The following is a 16460-nucleotide window of genomic DNA, read 5'->3' on the forward strand; positions in this document are numbered from 1 at the left end:
AATTACCATCCTTAAACACAGGAGAACGCTGATTTTACCTCTGTATTCACAGATAATCAGATTTAACTATGCCATTAGGTAGAGAATTACCACAACTGCTGAAACAACGCTTGTTTTATAAAGGACGCAAGTTTGATTTTGAAGTTAATCGTTTGCGTTTGCCTAATAAAGCGGAAGGAGAATGGGAATGTATTCGTCACCCTGGTGGTGCCCTAGCTGTGCCTGTGACGCCAGAGGGTAAACTTGTACTCGTGCGCCAGTATCGTTTTGCAATTCAAGGACGGATATTAGAATTTCCGGCGGGAACTGTAGAACCAAATGAAGATCCCCTAGAAACGATACAGCGTGAAATTGAAGAAGAAACTGGCTATAGTGCCCAAAAATGGGACAAACTAGGTGAATTTTTCCTAGCGCCTGGTTATTCTGATGAAATTATCTATGCATTTCTGGCGCGAGATTTAGAAAAGCTGGAGACACCACCACCACAAGATGGAGACGAGGATATCGAAACTGTGTTTTTGACTCCCGAAGAATTAGAGAAAGCTATTCTGGAAGGAGAGTTGGTAGATGCTAAATCAGTTTCTAGCTTCTTTCTGGCGCGTCCGTTTTTAGTCTAATACCTATATGCTGCTAGAGTTAGCGATGCCTACGGCGGGCTACGCCTACGCAGATGCCTACGGTGCAGGTTTTGAATATGGTGACGAGATAATCGTTAACAACGATTTGAGTCGATACGTCGAACACCCGCGTTTTCGACTCATCCCTGGCAACTACACTGATGATACGCAGATGAGCATTGCCATTACGGAAGTGATTGTTGCTCAAGCGCCTTGGACACCAGAAGTTTTAGCTGATAGTTTTGTTAAAGCCTTTAAACGCGACCCTAGAGAGGGTTATGCTACAAATTTCTACTATTTTTTAGTAGGAATTCAGGATGGGCAAGAGTTTTTAAGCAGAATTCGCCCTGACAGCGATAAAAGTGGAGCAGCAATGCGTGCAGCGCCCATAGGTATTTATCCTACAGTAGAGAAAGTCATTGAGGCGACAACAATTCAAGCGGCAATTACCCACAATACACCTGATGGGATCAATGCTGCGGTTGCGGCTGCTTTGATGTCACATTATTTTATCTATCGACTGGGAGCAAAACGCAAATTAGGACAGTTTCTAGAAGGTTATGTATCTGGAGAATGGTCTAAACCGTGGGAAGGTAAAGTCAAGTCTAAAGGTTGGATGAGTGTCAGGGCAGCGATTACTGCGGTGATACGAAATGACACTATGAGCGAACTTTTACAAGATTGTATCGCTTTTACTGGGGATGTGGATACAGTAGCTGCGATGTCTACGACGGGCTACGCCTACGCCCTAGCTGCTGGTTCTTGTAGCGAGGAAATTAGACAAGACATTCCCAATCATCTCGTTACAGGCTTAGAGAATGGAGCTTACGGTAGAGATTACCTTATCAGCTTGGATAAGCAGCTGATGAGTTTAGTAAACAAAAAGATGAGCTAAATGTAATACATGGGTTGCGAGCGTTGCACCTCTATCCATTTATCATAAAGATACTGTCGCATATAGCCTTCAAAAACTGTCATTGCTGCTCCCATTGCTTCCTGACAAATTTATATCATCAATTATCATATTCTCTATGATTGGGGAAGCATCTGGGCACGTTTTCTGATTATTAACAGTGTAACGGCTCTACTGGTTTATTCAATTAAGGGCAAACTTACCTTTTCAAATACTACGGTTTTTCGATATTATTACAGTGATTTAGGTAAACATAAAGCTACCTTAACCTTCACTATCTCAAAGTTTGGGTAGTAAAGTACACATTGGTAGCTTACCTATATGCCTGTACATTGAACAGATTAACTGCTCAGTCAGGGACTTGCTACTTATTGGTAATACTGATTTGTTACCTTGGCTAGAGTTACATGAAAATTGACTTAGAGCCAAAGTTATAAGAGGATGACCAGAAGAAGCTTACAATTCCTAAATATGTGTCTCTATGCCAGACGCATACATGTTTCATACAGATGAGAAAAAATACAACTTTTAACAGTGCCGGTAAACTGACTGCTCTTTTGTTCCTGATAACTATCTTTCTCACGCCTTGTGTGATTATAAATGCAGGCGAACGTGGTGTATTGATGAAATTTGGTGAAGTCCAAAACCAGATATTAGGAGAAGGACTTCACTTAATTGTTCCTGTAGTCAATACTGTGAAAAAGCTGAGTATTCGAGTCCAAAAACAGGAAATTTCTGCTGAGGCTTCTTCCAAAGATTTACAAAATGTTTTCACCGATGTCGCTCTCAATTGGCATATTATTCCCCAGGAAGCAAATGCCATTTTTCAAGAAATTGGCGATGAACAAGATGTAGTGATTCGGATTATTAACCCAGCAGTTGAAGAAGTACTAAAAGCAGTAATGGCAAAGTATACTGCTGAAGAAATTATTACTAAACGAGGAGAAGTCAAAGGTGGAGTAGATGATGCATTGTCCACACGACTGGGTAGCTATCACGTTGGAGTTGATGATATTTCTTTAGTTCATGTCCATTTTTCAGAACGATTTGGTGAAGCGGTGGAAGCGAAGCAGATTGCTGAACAAGAAGCAAAACAAGCAGAGTTTATCGCACTGAAAGCAACAAAAGAGGCAGAGGCAAAAGTCAATTTAGCTAAAGGAGAGGCTGAGGCGCACAGATTATTACGTGACGGTTTAACTCCAGAAATTCTGCAAAGGCAAGCAATAGAAAAATGGAATGGGAAGCTGCCATTAATTGTAAGTAAGGAAACTCCAAAATTGTTGAATTTAAGTGAACTTTTAAAATTTGATGAAAAGTGATATTCTTTTTCACGAAATATTTGCTAAATAAGACATAGGGGCGCACAGATGTGTACCCCTACAACCGATTCCTTATTAACCGTTGGAGAATAAAATGGGAGAATCGAGAATCTTCAACTGGATCAATAGTATAATCAACAGGGTATAAGCTGTTGAAGAAATTAGACCCGTGAATAATTCTTTTTTTAGGTTATGCTCTTGAGGTTCTTTTTGAAAAATGTCCTTAGAACCGAATTGCATCAAGAGAATTCCCACAATATTAGAGAGCCAGTACCCTATAATTGAACAAGGTAGAAGTAATTTTGGGGAAAGTAAACTACATGCATACCCAAAAGCATAAGCTATTGGCAGATTGAATAGTAGGTCATTCCACCAACATAGTGGTGACAACAAATATCCCAGTACCAGAAAAAATCCACCTCTGAGTTTTTTGAAAATGTCTTTTTTGAACTCTTCTGGAGTAGATTGTTGTAAGTCCTCCAGAGTTGTGTCTCCTGTTACATTCAACTCTTGACTAACGTTTTGGACGCTTTCCATAAAAACCCACTATTCCTCTCGTCTTAGTGTAGTTTAATATATAAATTAAATCAAAGTCTAGTACAGGAGTGATAACATTTTGACTTTTTGATGCTGAAAGTTTTACCACTGCATAGTTTCAGCAAAATAGTAAAAAGCAAAATTTAAGTTTAACTCAGCTACAACTTAACAATAACTGATTTCTACCAGAGGCGCATGAGTGCGATCGCTTCTTGCAGAATCTGGGTTAGTCCTTCAGCATTGGTGAAAAATTAAGATAAATTCCGTTTTGTCAATAGTAATTACACTATAAATTATCCAAGGTATAAAGTATAAAATTTGCTTTATACTGAGTTGTGATGGTAAGAATGAATGATGCTTTGAAATATGACGCGTCACAGCCAGCCGTAGCGAAAAGTCAGTCATCTAACTTGTGTAGGGTTAAAGAAATAGTGATAATTAATCTCAATAAATTCTAGTTTGATTAATTATGACCATTATTATTCCAGCACAGGCACATGAGGAACTCTGGCAAGAAGTTGACCAAACCCGACAAAGCAATGACCCCGATGATGAGTTAGATATCACCTGCAAGTGTCCCCAGGCATTGGGAGAAGGATATTCTCGACGAGTTGAATTGCGACAAAACTTGGTGTTGGAGATTGAGAGCTATCAGCGCCATGACAATCTGATAATACAAGGCATTGACCGTCCACATCCTCTGGAGTTTTGGTTTATGCTTTCAGGACAGTGGATGGAAAGCTCTCTTTGGGCAGTTAATCAGACGGAAGCCGGACAGTACGGTTTTTTCGGCAGTGGTATGGCTATTAAAGGAGAAGATGAGTTTTCACAAGGACGCCAACTTTTGGTGGGTGTGCATTTAGAACCAGAACTGTTGCAGTCCTTTATCGGCAATTCTTCTGGGGAACTACCAAAAGCATTGCAACACTTGATGCGTGAGCCAGAGCAACCTTACCACTTTCGCTCCAACGTCATGACTCCGATGATGCAATATAATGTGCAGCGTATATTGCATTGTCCTTATCAGGGTATCATTAAGCGCACGTACTTGGAAGGCAAAGTGCTGGAACTGTTAGCACTGCTGCTGGAGCAAGAAGCAGAAATTCACATGGGAAGCCGGACACAGAAGCCGCTGAAGTCGGGAACATTAGAGCGGATTCTCTATGCCAGAGACTTGTTATTGCAACAGATGGACAATCCACCTTCTATTGCAGAACTGGCACGCTTAGTCAAACTCAATGAATATGCACTTAAGCGCGGATTTCTACAGGTATTCGGCAAACCATTGTTTGCTTATCTCCACGATTACCGCTTAGAACAGGCGCGTCAATTGCTGGAAACTGGGGAAATGAAGGTGAGTGAAGTTGCCCAAAAAATCGGCTTTGCCAGTCGGAATTACTTTGCTGCTGCTTTTAGGAAGAAATTTGGCATCAACCCTAAAGAGTACTTAATGCAATGCAAACATTCCTTCTAACGACCAAAAAAACTCCCGCTAGGCTTTCTCATCGCACTAGATTAATGATAGTGTTTGTTGAGAAAGATTCCTGCTTGATTCTGGCGTGGGGCAACGAGTGAAATGAAACAAAAATTGTTATTGAAGATTTTATTACTAACGAGTTCTGTTTGGCTTTGGGGTACAATCAGTACAGCTGCAACTGTTGTACCCAAAAAAGAGGTACAGAATAAATCTGTGGCATCCCTACTACGCAATTCCTCTTCTATTAGAGAGATTCGCCAACTTAGTGAGATAGAGCGTCCCAGCACTAGCGCTCAACAATTACTAGTGCAGTCGCCAGCACCTACAACTCAAGTTGTACCAATTACAGCAGTTAAAGCCAATCCCACAGATAAAGGTGTGGAGGTGATTTTACAGACTTCCCTTGGGGAACAGTTGCAAATCACAAATCGTAGTGCAGCTAATAGCTTTATTGTTGATATTTTTAACGCGCAACTACGTTTACCTAGTGGCGAGTCTTTCACTTTTCGCTCAGACAAACCAATTGCAGGTATTACTGGGATAACGGTCACTAATTTTGATGCCAACACTATCCGGGTAACGGTGAAGGGTGAAGCGGGTGTCCCAACTGTTGAATTGTTTGACAGTCCGAATGAGGGATTGATTTTTAGCGTTGCGAGTGTGGCTGCTTCTAGCCAACCACCAGCACAATCACAAACGCAACCAACACCTCAACTAAATCAGCCAACAAGTGAGACACAACCAACTCAACCATCAGCATCGGGTGATGAACCGATTGAATTGGTAGTGACGGGTGAGCAAGATGGATATCGCGTAGAAGATTCCTCAACTCCTACCAAGACTGACACTCCTCTGCGCGATATTCCCCAGTCGATTCAAGTTATCCCTCGACAGTTGATTGAAGAGCAACGGATAACCCGCGTCAGTGATGCGTTAAGAAACGTCAGTGGTATCCAAGAACCGGCTAGTACGACCCGTAATGTATTCGATGTACCGATCATCCGAGGCTTTACCCCTAACAGTGATGCCATTTTGAGGAATGGTCTGAGAGAAAGAACAAGTAGCCGTATTCCTTCTGAGACTGCCAACCTAGAGCGTATTGAAGTTCTCAAAGGGCCTGCTTCGGTTCTGTACGGTCAAGGTTCGCTCGGAGGCACTGTCAATTTAGTCACAAAACAGCCCCTAAGTTCGCCTTACTACTCAGTGGAAGCTTCAGTTGGCAGTTTTGATTTTTATCGGAGTTCTTTAGACTTATCTGGGCCATTAACTTCGGATAAAAAACTACTATATCGCCTGAACGCAGCTGCGGAAACTTCAGCAAGTTTCGTCGATTTTTTTGAAAGACAGCGCTACTTTGTTTCACCCGTCTTAACGTGGCAAATTGATCAGAATACAAAGATATCATTTGAATCTGAATACTTAGCAACTCAGCAACCAGATGATTCCGGTTTGCCAGCTAGAGGGACTGTGCTTTCTAATCCAAATGGTCAAATTCCCCGGAATCGCAATATTGGAGAACCTTTTGATGTCTCAGTGTCAGGGAACAACCGTAACGTCTTGCGAGTTGGCTATAATTTTGAGCATCGCTTCAACGAAGATTGGCAAGTCCGAAATGCCTTTCAAGCTTCGCTTTCTAACTACCCCAACAACCGGATATATATCCTTCCCACCTCTCTGTCAGAAGATGGGCGCTTGTTGTCAAGAACTGTGAGAACGTTCCCAGCAGGAGGTTACGATAACACTTATTCTTTAGATAATTACGTTGTTGGCAAGTTTAAGACGGGCAGCATTCAGCACCAAATAGTAGCTGGTTTTGATTTATTCAGGGAGGTTGCTGGGGGTCAACAAATTGATCGTTCCATTGCGCCACTTGATTTGTTCAATCCAATATATACTCAGACGCTAGGAGCGATTATTGATGGACCATCTGATGATGAAACGACATCGGACTCGTTAGGCTTTTATCTTCAAGACCAAATCGCGCTCTTCAATAATCTCAAGTTACTGCTAGGTGGTCGTTTCGATATTGTTAATCAAACATATGAAGACTTTATAGACTCGTCGAATAATGATTTTCAACAAAACGAAGCCTTCAGCCCTCGCGTTGGGATTGTCTACCAGCCCATCCCAGCAATTTCGCTCTACGCCAGCTATAGCCGCTCATTTCAACAAGTTATTGGTACAACCTTTGATAACAGTTTATTCCAGCCAGAAGAAGGCACTCAATACGAGGTAGGCATCAAGACAGATTTGAGTGATAAAGTCTCGGCAACACTAGCGTTTTACAATCTGACTCGTTCTAACGTGCTGACTGACGATTTAGACAATCCTGGCGAGTCTATTCAAACAGGCGAGCAAAAAAGTCGAGGAATTGAGCTAAATATTGGTGGGGAAATTTTGCCCGGATTGAGCATTATTGGGGGCTATGCCTACACTGATGCTAGCGTCACAAAAGATACCGATGCTGAGTTTGTTCACAACATCCTGAATAATGTACCGAAACACGCCTTTACCTTGTGGACGACCTATAAAATTACTCAAGGTGACTTGCAAGGTTTGGGGTTTGGTTTAGGACTATACTACGTTGGCGATCGTCAGGGAGACTTAGCAAATACGTTCGAGTTACCCAGCTATTTACGCACTGATGCTGCTGTTTTCTATGAGCGAAATAATTTACGAGTAGCGCTCAACATTAGAAATCTGTTTGATATTGATTATTATGCATCAGCTCAACGTGACCTCACCGTTTATCCAGGAGAGCCGCTGACTGTACAAGGAACGGTTTCCTGGGAGTTCTAATCAGATCAGGAATAGTGTGGGAGCATTATCCATAAGGTCACTCAAATTACATCAGATTGCTTTTAACCTACACAGTAATTGTTGCAGTCCTTGATCGGCAATTCCTCCGGGGAACTACCAAAAGCATTGCAACACTTGATGCGTGAGCCAGAGCAACCTTACCACTTTCGCTCCAACGTCATGACTCCGATGATGCAATATAATGTGCAGCGTATATTGCATTGTCCTTATCAGGGTATCATTAAGCGCACGTACTTGGAAGGCAAAGTGCTGGAACTGTTAGCACTGCTGCTGGAGCAAGAAGCAGAAATTCACATGGGAAGCCGGACACAGAAGCCGCTGAAGTCGGGAACATTAGAGCGGATTCTCTATGCCAGAGACTTGTTATTGCAACAGATGGACAATCCACCTTCTATTGCAGAACTGGCACGCTTAGTCAAACTCAATGAATATGCACTTAAGCGCGGATTTCTACAGGTATTCGGCAAACCATTGTTTGCTTATCTCCACGATTACCGCTTAGAACAGGCGCGTCAATTGCTGGAAACGGGGGAAATGAAGGTGAGTGAAGTTGCCCAAAAAATCGGCTTTGCCAGTCGGAATCACTTTGCTGCTGCTTTTAGGAAGAAATTTGGCATTAACCCTAAAGAGTACTTGATGCAACACAAACACTCCTTCTAACGACCAAAAAAAACTCCCGCTAGCGACCAAAACAGCTTTCTTATGGCACTAGATTACTGATAGTGTTTTGTTGACAAGAATTCCTGTTCTAGTTTGGTGTGGGGTAACAAGTGAAACAAAAGCAGTTAGTAAAGATTTTCTTACTGACGATTTCCGTTTGGCTTTGGGGTGCAATCAGCGCAACTGCAACTGGTGTACCCAAAAAAGAGGTACAGAGTAAATCTGTTGCATCAGTACTACGCAATTCCTTTTCTATTAAACAGATTCGCCAACTCAGTGATCTGGAGCGTCCCAGCACTAGCGCAACCATGCTAGTGCAGTCACCAACACCAAGCCCAGCACCTGTAACTCAAGTTGTACCAATAACATCCGTTAAAGCCAATCCCACCGACAAAGGTGTGGAGATAATTTTAAAGACACCATTTGGGACTCAACTGCAAGTCATAAATCGCAGTACGGCTAATAATTTTATTGCCGATGTATCTGGTGGACAGTTACGTTTAGCTGATGGCAATGCTTTCGCATTCCGTTCGGAGAAACCACTTGCGGGAATTACTGAAATAACAGTCACAAATATTGATGCAAATACTGTGCGAGTAACAGTCATAGGTGTTGCAGCTATGCCCACAGTTGAGTTATTTGATGATAATGCCGGGCTAGTTTTTGGGGTAACATCTACGGCAACGGCAACACAGCCACCGCAACAACCCCAAACCCCTGCTAGTGAGACTCCACAAGAGAAACCAGCAGCACAACAGGATGAGCCAATTGAGTTGGTAGTAACCGGAGAGCAGGATGGCTATAATGCGCCAAATACGACAACAGCCACAAAAACCGACACCCCACTACGGGATATTCCCCAATCGATTCAAGTTGTACCCCAAGAGGTGCTCGAAGATCGTAATGTGAGAACTTTAAACGAGTCAGTGGAAACGGTCAGTGGCGTTTCAAATAGTGGAGACTTGAACGGTGCGACTGGCGGAGGCAGATCCATCAGAGGATTTGCTTCGGAAACAAATTTACGCAATGGCTTTTCAGAAGGTAGCGCTTCTTTCGACAACCTCTTGGAACCAGTTGGAACCATTGAGCAAGTGGAAGTTCTCAAAGGACCCGCCTCGGTTCTCTTTGGTGCTCTAGAGCCTGGTGGAATTGTCAACGTGGTCACCAAACAACCCTTGAGTGAACCCTATTACAAGCTCGAATTTGAGGCAGGAAATTATGGCCTTTATCAGCCCCTGATTGATTTCTCAGGTCCGTTGAGTGCCGATAAAACTGTGCTTTACCGCTTGATCGCCAGCTATCAGGGTGCAAACGGTTTTCAAGATTTTGTCAACACCCAACTGACCACCCTTGCACCCTCAATCACAGTGAACTTGGGCGATCGGACAAGCCTGAATCTGTACTATGAATACACTCGCTTCTTTGCAGATCCTCCTAGAAGTTTTGTTCCGCTCTTGAGCGATGGTAGCTTGCCACCCAAGAGCTTCTACGCCACCTATCCTGATTTATACTTTAGCGATATCACGACGCAAAAATTTGGCTACACGCTAAAGCATAAATTTAGCGACAACTGGCAGTTTCGGAATAATGTTGCTGTAGTTCTTAATAGTAATACCCGAAACGAAGCTCTTCCTAGCGCAATAGTGGATGATCGCTTCCTAACGGGCTATTCTGCTGCTGAGGGCGACATTAAAATTGAAAACTATTTTGGACAAATCGACGTGCTGGGAAAATTCAATACCGGATCGATTTCACACCAAGTTTTAGTGGGCTTTGATATAAACCGCTTTTTCACGGATGTTGTATACATTGGTTCTAGTATTAATAATTTACCCGATCTCGATATCCTCAACCCAAATTACGATATTCCAAGACCCGAATTTGATTCAATAGGTGTTGATTATACGACCAGGACTCGATCATACGGGGTCTACCTTCAGGATCAGATTGCGTTTAGTGATAACCTGAAGCTCCTGCTTGGTGGTCGCTATGATTGGTTGTCCGATGAAAATGAATCACCACTTTTTGATCAGACGGAACAGAATGATAGTGCCTTCAGCCCCCGGATTGGCTTAGTGTATCAGCCCAGCAAAACGGTTTCTCTTTATACCAGCTACAGTCGCTCTTTTAGGTCTTCAGGATTTGACCAATTAGAGGGGAAAGCATTTGAGCCGAGCCGGGGAACCCAATATGAAGTCGGTGTCAAAGCAGATTTTCTAGACGGAAAGCTTTCGACAACGTTAGCTGCCTATCAAATCACCAAGACAAATGTGCTAACCCCCGATCCCGATCCCGAACGACGTTTACTAGGTTTCTCCGTTCAGACCGGGGAGCAGCAGAGTCGAGGAATTGAGTTGGATATTGCGGGTGAAATTTTGCCAGGGCTGAAGGTCATCGGTTCCTATACCTATACCGATGCAAAAGTCACTGAAGATAATTTCTTTGCTGTAGGCAATCGATTAAACGGTGTACCAGAAAATCAAGTCAGCCTTTGGACAACCTATGAGATTCAAGAGGGTGATTTGAAAGGGTTTGGAGTTGGTTTGGGGCTGTTTTATGTGGGTGAGCGGCAAGGCAATTTAGCTAACGAGTTTACACTCCGAGATTACTTACGGACTGATGCGGCACTTTTCTACAAAAGAAATGGTTTTAAGGCAGCGATTAATGTGCGTAATTTGTTTGATACGGACTATGTAGACTTATCTTACGAGAGATATCTTGTTCAAAGAGCTAATCCGTTAACAATCACGGGTTCCATTAGTTGGGAGTTTTAACTCGCTCGCTTTGTTTGGCAGAACAGCCGTCAGTTTAGTAATTTGATGTTTTTAGATAGTTAACAATTAGTTTCAGGAATCTTGAAATGAGCAAGCGATTTTCTCACGTTTGTTTAGCGGCATTGGCTATTTTTGCCTTCCCCTATCAATATACCCAAGCACTTGAAACTCAGATTGTTTCTCCGAATGCTTATAAAGTTCCTTATTTGGGATATGACGGCGTTTTTTATCTGAATACGGAAAGTAACAGTTCCATGAAAGACCTGCGTAATCCCAAACGAATTGTAATTAAAAAAATGGAGGAGTTTAGCTTCTACAAAGATACCGAGGGAAAAACACCTATTGCCCACAACTGTCGTTATGCTTACCTGGGGGCTGTACCTGATTCCAAGTTTTACCCAGAATACAAAACAGCTATCTGGGATTTATTTGAACTAAAAAAAGATGAAAGTAAAGACCCCGCTTGTAACCAGTTAAAGTATCTGAGTTTCCAAGCTCCTGAAGGTGAACCAATCCATAGTCACTTTCGCTATGGAGATGAAAAATCCAGCTTTCAAACGATGATAAACATGAGCAATGATGCAGAAGATAAGGTGAAATTCAATCCTTGGTGGCCTACTTATTGCGGTGGTGGTAAGACTAGTTGTGATAAGGACGAATAGCATCAATTTTTGTCAATAACACAAGCGCGATCGCTTGCTCATAAAATAGCGATCGCGCTTGTTAATCATTGATGTTTTAGTGTGACTAAGCAATTTTATTGAGTGTGAGGGGATAAATGAAGTTAGATAAATTTTTTCAAATGTATAGAAATTTGAACTAGTAATAGCTACAATAAAAATACTGAGGCATCTTCATAAGAAAATGACAGATTTAACTCCAAATAGCACATTTTTAATAGCAGGAATCGTTTTTATAACGATTGCTGTCATCGGGCAATCTAAATTAGGTTTTATTGAAATTAATCCCGGTTTTTTTGGGAGATTTTTGGCTCTATTTATTGGTATTTCGAGCCTATTATATGCTTTGGGATTACTTAATCTTTCAGCCGAAACCCTTGACTTATTAAGAACTTCTCTGACAGAAAAAATTAAACAAAGCATAGGTTCAATCAATGAACTTATACAAGGATCGTAACGGGTCTGACAAATTGATTTATGGGTGCATCTGAATACTTTTGGTTAAGGGGAAAAGCTTAAATTTCTCTCTTAACCTTTAATACGCATAACTCTCTATTATATGAATGCCTCGTTAGCTATATTTATTTTATTTGTTGCAGATTCTTAATTGTGAAGAATATTTCATCATCAGTTATTCGACTATCATAATCAATATTAATTTGCGTTGGGTAGCCGATTCTCGGATCATATTGTACAGTCAGATTTGCCGCTTTCCGAATCAGCGCATTTCTAATGATATTAAAGAGTTTAGGAATAGTATTGTATTTTAAAAATAATTGTGCATCTACTGCTTTACCAGTTTCTTTAGAAGTAATAGAAGTTGTGACACCGTTCCGTACTTCAATAATCACCAGTTCTGTGGCTTTGGGTAAACAATTGCAACTTCTAGTGAATTCATAGCGATAGTTAGGAATTATTTGCCGTCTCCATAATCGGTAATTAATCTTAAATTGTTCAAAGGTAAAACTAGTAAACGCTGGTGTTTGCGCTACCTGTATAGGAGGTTGAGGCATAACAGGTGCATTCAAACCCAAAGACACCAGTAAAAAGGCACTAATTGCGATTGGCAAGCGCATATAAATCGATCCTTAATTCCAATTGCTCATTTTAGTGTGCTTCAATGTGATTGCCAAAACAGTGAAATTATTTGTGACACTAAGTGACTATGCTAGTAAAGATTTCCCATTCGTTTCGCTACCGCCCCTATTGATGAAGAGGACAAATAAACGTGCTTTTGTGTCCCTAATCTGTATAGGTAAATCTATCTTATTACTGATAGACACGGCAACAAGTTTTCATCTAAATTTACACTGCCACTATCCTGAAGCAGACTACAGACTTACAACCATCGGCAAAGTTAACAGCAACTTGTCACTTGTAGCGATAGGCTAAATTCACTACCAATTTTAGATTTTAGATTTTAGATTTTAGATTAAAGAACAAAGAATTATTTGGTTCATGCCCCGTACTCATAGTGGGCGGAATAAATCCAAAATCCAAAATCCAAAATCTAAAATTGATTGACATAGTTGTAAACCCGGACATAGTATCACTCCTCGGTTATCAACTTTCTTCAGGAAGTAAGGTTGTTTCATCCTCAGGGCGTTCGCCATCTAGAGATTTGACTTTAGTTATATACGGTTTGATAATTAGACTGACGCCAATTGTCCAACCTAATGTAACCATCCAACCTGCGAGAATGTCACTAGGAAAATGAACCCCCAGATAGATACGACACCACGCAATAGCTATTACGTATAAGCTGCCGAAAATGAGAACCAACCAGCGCCAGGAGCTAGCCCAAGTTAAGAATAGCAAAATTGCTACCAGAGTTACACTCGTCATGGCATGAGCACTGGGAAATGCAAAACTAGACTCAGGTGCAATGGACTGCCACAATTGTGGACGCACTCGATGCATTAATTCCTTTGCTGTACGGTTGATAATCACACTTCCCAGTGAGGCGGTGAGTAAATAAGCTAGCGATCGCCAGCGTTTTTGAAGTAATAATATTAGTGCGATCGCACCCAAAATCGGTATCGCCGTCCAAGGCAACCCAATTATAGCTAGCGTCACTGCTAAAACATCTAACTGTGGGTTTTCTGTAGAATGAACTGCTAACAAAATAGGCACATCCCACGGGAAGCCAGCTTGATTCTCCCATATCTTCACTGTCAGGATTTCAAAGACTTGCAAAGGTAAATAGACTCCTATCAACAGGAGTAAGAGCGATCGCCAACGAGCAATCAACAGGTTTTTGAGAAAATCAAGAGGCGACTGACTCTCTTTATTGGCTTTTTTCACTTTTTCCATATTTAAATTAAAAAGACTGATAAACAACTTCACTGATTACAAATTATTGGAATCTTGAGAAGTTCCCCAATCTTTACAGTATGACAAATGTTTATAAGTAAGATTATACAGTTTTGGCATTCAATGTACTGATAATAACCGCAGTGCGGATAGTCAGTGTCACGAGAATTTTATTGACACAATTGACATAGCGTGATTTTTTAACTCTGCTAGCTGCTTGGACTTTAGCATTAAAGACAAATTTTTTAAAAAATTGGATAATTCCAAAACCAATAATTGGAATCACTAAGATATAAATATAATTGTTCAGGAAAAGTAAACCACCAAAAAGGGCACTAATGATATCAAATAGAAATTTAAATATTGCACCTATTTGAAGAAATTAAAATATTTTAACGATAGAGTGGCGGCGCTTGACCCATCCAAGGGCGATCGCCGCCTTTTTTCATAACAACCTGAAGTTGACACAGGTGACAGCTGTGTCAACCAACTGAAACCTATTTCGCTGTGAAGTAGGCTTCTAGTGCCTCAGAACCACCAATTAATTTACCATCGATAAACACTTGGGGAACTGTTGTCGCACCTGTAACTGCTTTTAACGACCGTGTGGTGATATCCTTACCCAAGGTAATTTCTTCGTAATTAATGTCATGTTCCTTAAGCATCGCCTTAGCACGGGCACAGAAGGGACAACCGACTTTCGCAAACAGGGAAACTACTTCGGGCTTCACTGCTTGGGGGTTGATGTATCTGAGCATTGTTTCGGCATCGGACACCTTAAAGGGATCTCCTGGCTCATCTGGCTCAATAAACATTTGATCAATTACACGATCTTTCACCAGCATAGAATAGCGCCACGATCGCTTACCAAACCCCAAGTCTGATTTATCTACCAGCATTCCCATGCCTTCAGTAAATTCACCATTTCCATCGGGAATTAGTGTGATATTTTCTGCTTCTTGATCCTTTGCCCATTCATTCATTACAAAGGTATCATTGACAGAAATACAGATAATGTCATCGACTCCATTTTGTTTGAAAACCCCAGCCAATTCGTTGTAACCAGGGAGATGAGTTGATGAACAAGTCGGAGTATAAGCACCCGGTAAAGAGAAGACAACCACTGTCTTATCAGCAAACAATTTATCGGTTGTCACATCCACCCACTGGTTGTCCAAGCGAGTATGAAAAGTGACATTGGGAACTTGTTGTCCACGGCGATCGGAGAACATAATTTTGCTTCCTGAAGTAATCAATACCAGTCATAACCTATCATAGGAAAACTAGTACGCCACGGCGGAAATAGAGCAACCATTTAAAAACCCTAAAGAGCTTATTCCGTAATACTTTTGAATGAGTGACTTTTTAATGACTGACTTCCGCCTTGCGGTACTAGTATCATGTAACTATCAATCAGCTAAAAAACTTCATTAATAAATGGAGCGATCGCTGCGACAAATTCAGCGGTTGACTCATATGGTAAAACATTACGCCCATTTATTTTTATACCTCGACCTTGAGGCAAACAGGACAGGTAGTCAGCCAAGCGTTCATCTGGCGTTTCTTTTTTGCCTTCTTGGCTAATACTTGATGCAGTTTCCCCCATAACCGTTAATGTTGCTTGCCCAATAGAGGCGATAGAATTAGTATAATCCTGTCGCCAAAACCCTGCTAAAAAAGAAAACACTGCATGGCGACTCGCAGGATTTTCTGCACCTGCAAGCAATGTATCCAACCACTCTGCATCCACAGCATTATCAGAAGCAAAGAGTTGACGAGTCGAGAAAGAATGTAAAAATTTTCGGGTGCGTGCATAGCGATAAAAAGCACTCCCTAAAGGTGAATCTAACAGATTCCAAAGGACTTTTTGCTGCCATTGTGGTGATTTATTTGTGATCAAAGCCCACGTTGGAGGCCCAGAGAGTACAAGTCTGGCAATTAAATTTGATTCTTTTTGAACTAATGCGATCGCCACTGGTAATAAAGCACCTTGTACTACTACAATGACAGGTTTTTGCACAACTGTTTGTAAAAAGTACTGCAACTGTTCTGCCCAATCACTAGGAGTGTAAGCTACATGAGGCATATCACTTTCACCACATCCTAGTAAATCAGGGTTGTAAATTGAATTACGCTCACCTGTATTATACCATTCGCGACAAAATCGCTGCCAAAATTGCCGTGACAATCCGACGCCAATAGGATGAATTAGCAGTAAGGGAATGCCCTCAGGTGTTGTATTAATTGGTTGATGAACTTCGTAAGCACAACGATAATTCTGCCAACTGTAAAACTGGCTAGGAGATGCTGTCAAATTGATTGTGTTAGCTACAGTAGATGGTTGCATAAT

The 16460-nt window shown here is 41.5% G+C and carries 14 protein-coding genes; 9 read left to right on the plus strand and 5 right to left on the minus strand.

Going from position 1 to position 16460, the window contains the following annotated elements; genetic code table 11:
• Positions 1–68 precede the first annotated feature (68 nt).
• The 3 genes from V7K46_RS23535 to V7K46_RS23545 all read left to right on the plus strand — a co-directional run bounded on the left by V7K46_RS23535 (position 69) and on the right by V7K46_RS23545 (position 2849).
• A complete protein-coding gene (locus V7K46_RS23535) occupies positions 69–617 on the plus strand; it encodes an NUDIX hydrolase (RefSeq protein WP_335117349.1) in 549 nt (182 codons plus the stop codon).
• 25 nt (positions 618–642) lie between these two features.
• Positions 643–1512, plus strand: a complete 870-nt coding sequence (locus tag V7K46_RS23540; protein ID WP_335117351.1) for an ADP-ribosylglycohydrolase family protein — start codon at positions 643–645, stop codon at positions 1510–1512.
• Between the two features lie 527 nt (positions 1513–2039).
• Positions 2040–2849, plus strand: coding sequence for a prohibitin family protein (locus V7K46_RS23545; protein ID WP_335117353.1), 810 nt, complete (start codon positions 2040–2042; stop codon positions 2847–2849).
• A gap of 75 nt (positions 2850–2924) precedes the next feature.
• Here the strand turns inward: V7K46_RS23545 and V7K46_RS23550 are convergent, their stop codons facing one another.
• The gene (locus tag V7K46_RS23550; RefSeq protein ID WP_298921379.1) at positions 2925–3386 is read right to left on the minus strand and encodes a hypothetical protein; all 462 of its coding nucleotides are present in this window, start codon (positions 3384–3386) and stop codon (positions 2925–2927) included.
• Between the two features lie 469 nt (positions 3387–3855).
• On the opposite strand from V7K46_RS23550, the gene V7K46_RS23555 reads away from it, so the two are divergent.
• The 6 genes from V7K46_RS23555 to V7K46_RS23580 all read left to right on the plus strand — a co-directional run bounded on the left by V7K46_RS23555 (position 3856) and on the right by V7K46_RS23580 (position 12254).
• Complete coding sequence (locus tag V7K46_RS23555; protein ID WP_335117356.1) at positions 3856–4860, plus strand: helix-turn-helix transcriptional regulator; 1005 nt, start codon at positions 3856–3858, stop codon at positions 4858–4860.
• Between the two features lie 102 nt (positions 4861–4962).
• Positions 4963–7662, plus strand: a complete 2700-nt coding sequence (locus V7K46_RS23560) for a TonB-dependent siderophore receptor (protein WP_335117358.1) — start codon at positions 4963–4965, stop codon at positions 7660–7662.
• A 78-nt stretch (positions 7663–7740) separates the two neighbouring features.
• The gene (locus V7K46_RS23565; RefSeq protein WP_335117360.1) at positions 7741–8343 is read left to right on the plus strand and encodes a helix-turn-helix transcriptional regulator; all 603 of its coding nucleotides are present in this window, start codon (positions 7741–7743) and stop codon (positions 8341–8343) included.
• Positions 8344–8453: 110 nt separating this feature from the next.
• Positions 8454–11117 (plus strand): TonB-dependent siderophore receptor, encoded by a 2664-nt coding sequence (locus V7K46_RS23570; RefSeq protein ID WP_335117362.1) that lies wholly within the window; start codon positions 8454–8456, stop codon positions 11115–11117.
• Positions 11118–11203: 86 nt separating this feature from the next.
• Positions 11204–11779, plus strand: coding sequence for a hypothetical protein (locus V7K46_RS23575; protein ID WP_335117364.1), 576 nt, complete (start codon positions 11204–11206; stop codon positions 11777–11779).
• A gap of 202 nt (positions 11780–11981) precedes the next feature.
• Complete coding sequence (locus V7K46_RS23580) at positions 11982–12254, plus strand: hypothetical protein (protein WP_335117366.1); 273 nt, start codon at positions 11982–11984, stop codon at positions 12252–12254.
• A 124-nt stretch (positions 12255–12378) separates the two neighbouring features.
• On the opposite strand, the gene V7K46_RS23585 is transcribed toward V7K46_RS23580, so the two are convergent.
• The 4 genes from V7K46_RS23585 to V7K46_RS23605 all read right to left on the minus strand — a co-directional run bounded on the left by V7K46_RS23585 (position 12379) and on the right by V7K46_RS23605 (position 16457).
• Positions 12379–12873 (minus strand): DUF6174 domain-containing protein, encoded by a 495-nt coding sequence (locus V7K46_RS23585; protein ID WP_335117368.1) that lies wholly within the window; start codon positions 12871–12873, stop codon positions 12379–12381.
• Positions 12874–13360: 487 nt separating this feature from the next.
• Complete coding sequence (locus tag V7K46_RS23590; RefSeq protein ID WP_335117370.1) at positions 13361–14110, minus strand: phosphatase PAP2 family protein; 750 nt, start codon at positions 14108–14110, stop codon at positions 13361–13363.
• 497 nt (positions 14111–14607) lie between these two features.
• Positions 14608–15342 (minus strand): glutathione peroxidase, encoded by a 735-nt coding sequence (locus V7K46_RS23600; protein WP_335117372.1) that lies wholly within the window; start codon positions 15340–15342, stop codon positions 14608–14610.
• Between the two features lie 185 nt (positions 15343–15527).
• Positions 15528–16457, minus strand: a complete 930-nt coding sequence (locus V7K46_RS23605) for an alpha/beta fold hydrolase (protein WP_335117374.1) — start codon at positions 16455–16457, stop codon at positions 15528–15530.
• Between the last annotated feature and the right edge of the window lie 3 nt (positions 16458–16460).

The sequence above is a fragment of the Nostoc sp. genome (assembly GCF_036917395.1).
In the GTDB taxonomy this organism is placed as follows: domain Bacteria; phylum Cyanobacteriota; class Cyanobacteriia; order Cyanobacteriales; family Nostocaceae; genus Nostoc.

What these genes read in the sequence shown, in the direction of transcription:
- V7K46_RS23535 (WP_335117349.1), top strand. Translation starts at nt 69, where the DNA reads ATGCCATTAGGTAGAGAATTACCACAACTGCTGAAACAACGCTTGTTT.
- V7K46_RS23540 (WP_335117351.1), top strand. Translation starts at nt 643, where the DNA reads ATGCCTACGGCGGGCTACGCCTACGCAGATGCCTACGGTGCAGGTTTT.
- V7K46_RS23545 (WP_335117353.1), top strand. Translation starts at nt 2,040, where the DNA reads ATGAGAAAAAATACAACTTTTAACAGTGCCGGTAAACTGACTGCTCTT.
- V7K46_RS23550 (WP_298921379.1), bottom strand. Translation starts at nt 3,386, where the DNA reads ATGGAAAGCGTCCAAAACGTTAGTCAAGAGTTGAATGTAACAGGAGAC.
- V7K46_RS23555 (WP_335117356.1), top strand. Translation starts at nt 3,856, where the DNA reads ATGACCATTATTATTCCAGCACAGGCACATGAGGAACTCTGGCAAGAA.
- V7K46_RS23560 (WP_335117358.1), top strand. Translation starts at nt 4,963, where the DNA reads ATGAAACAAAAATTGTTATTGAAGATTTTATTACTAACGAGTTCTGTT.
- V7K46_RS23575 (WP_335117364.1), top strand. Translation starts at nt 11,204, where the DNA reads ATGAGCAAGCGATTTTCTCACGTTTGTTTAGCGGCATTGGCTATTTTT.
- V7K46_RS23580 (WP_335117366.1), top strand. Translation starts at nt 11,982, where the DNA reads ATGACAGATTTAACTCCAAATAGCACATTTTTAATAGCAGGAATCGTT.
- V7K46_RS23585 (WP_335117368.1), bottom strand. Translation starts at nt 12,873, where the DNA reads ATGCGCTTGCCAATCGCAATTAGTGCCTTTTTACTGGTGTCTTTGGGT.
- V7K46_RS23590 (WP_335117370.1), bottom strand. Translation starts at nt 14,110, where the DNA reads ATGGAAAAAGTGAAAAAAGCCAATAAAGAGAGTCAGTCGCCTCTTGAT.
- V7K46_RS23600 (WP_335117372.1), bottom strand. Translation starts at nt 15,342, where the DNA reads ATGTTCTCCGATCGCCGTGGACAACAAGTTCCCAATGTCACTTTTCAT.
- V7K46_RS23605 (WP_335117374.1), bottom strand. Translation starts at nt 16,457, where the DNA reads ATGCAACCATCTACTGTAGCTAACACAATCAATTTGACAGCATCTCCT.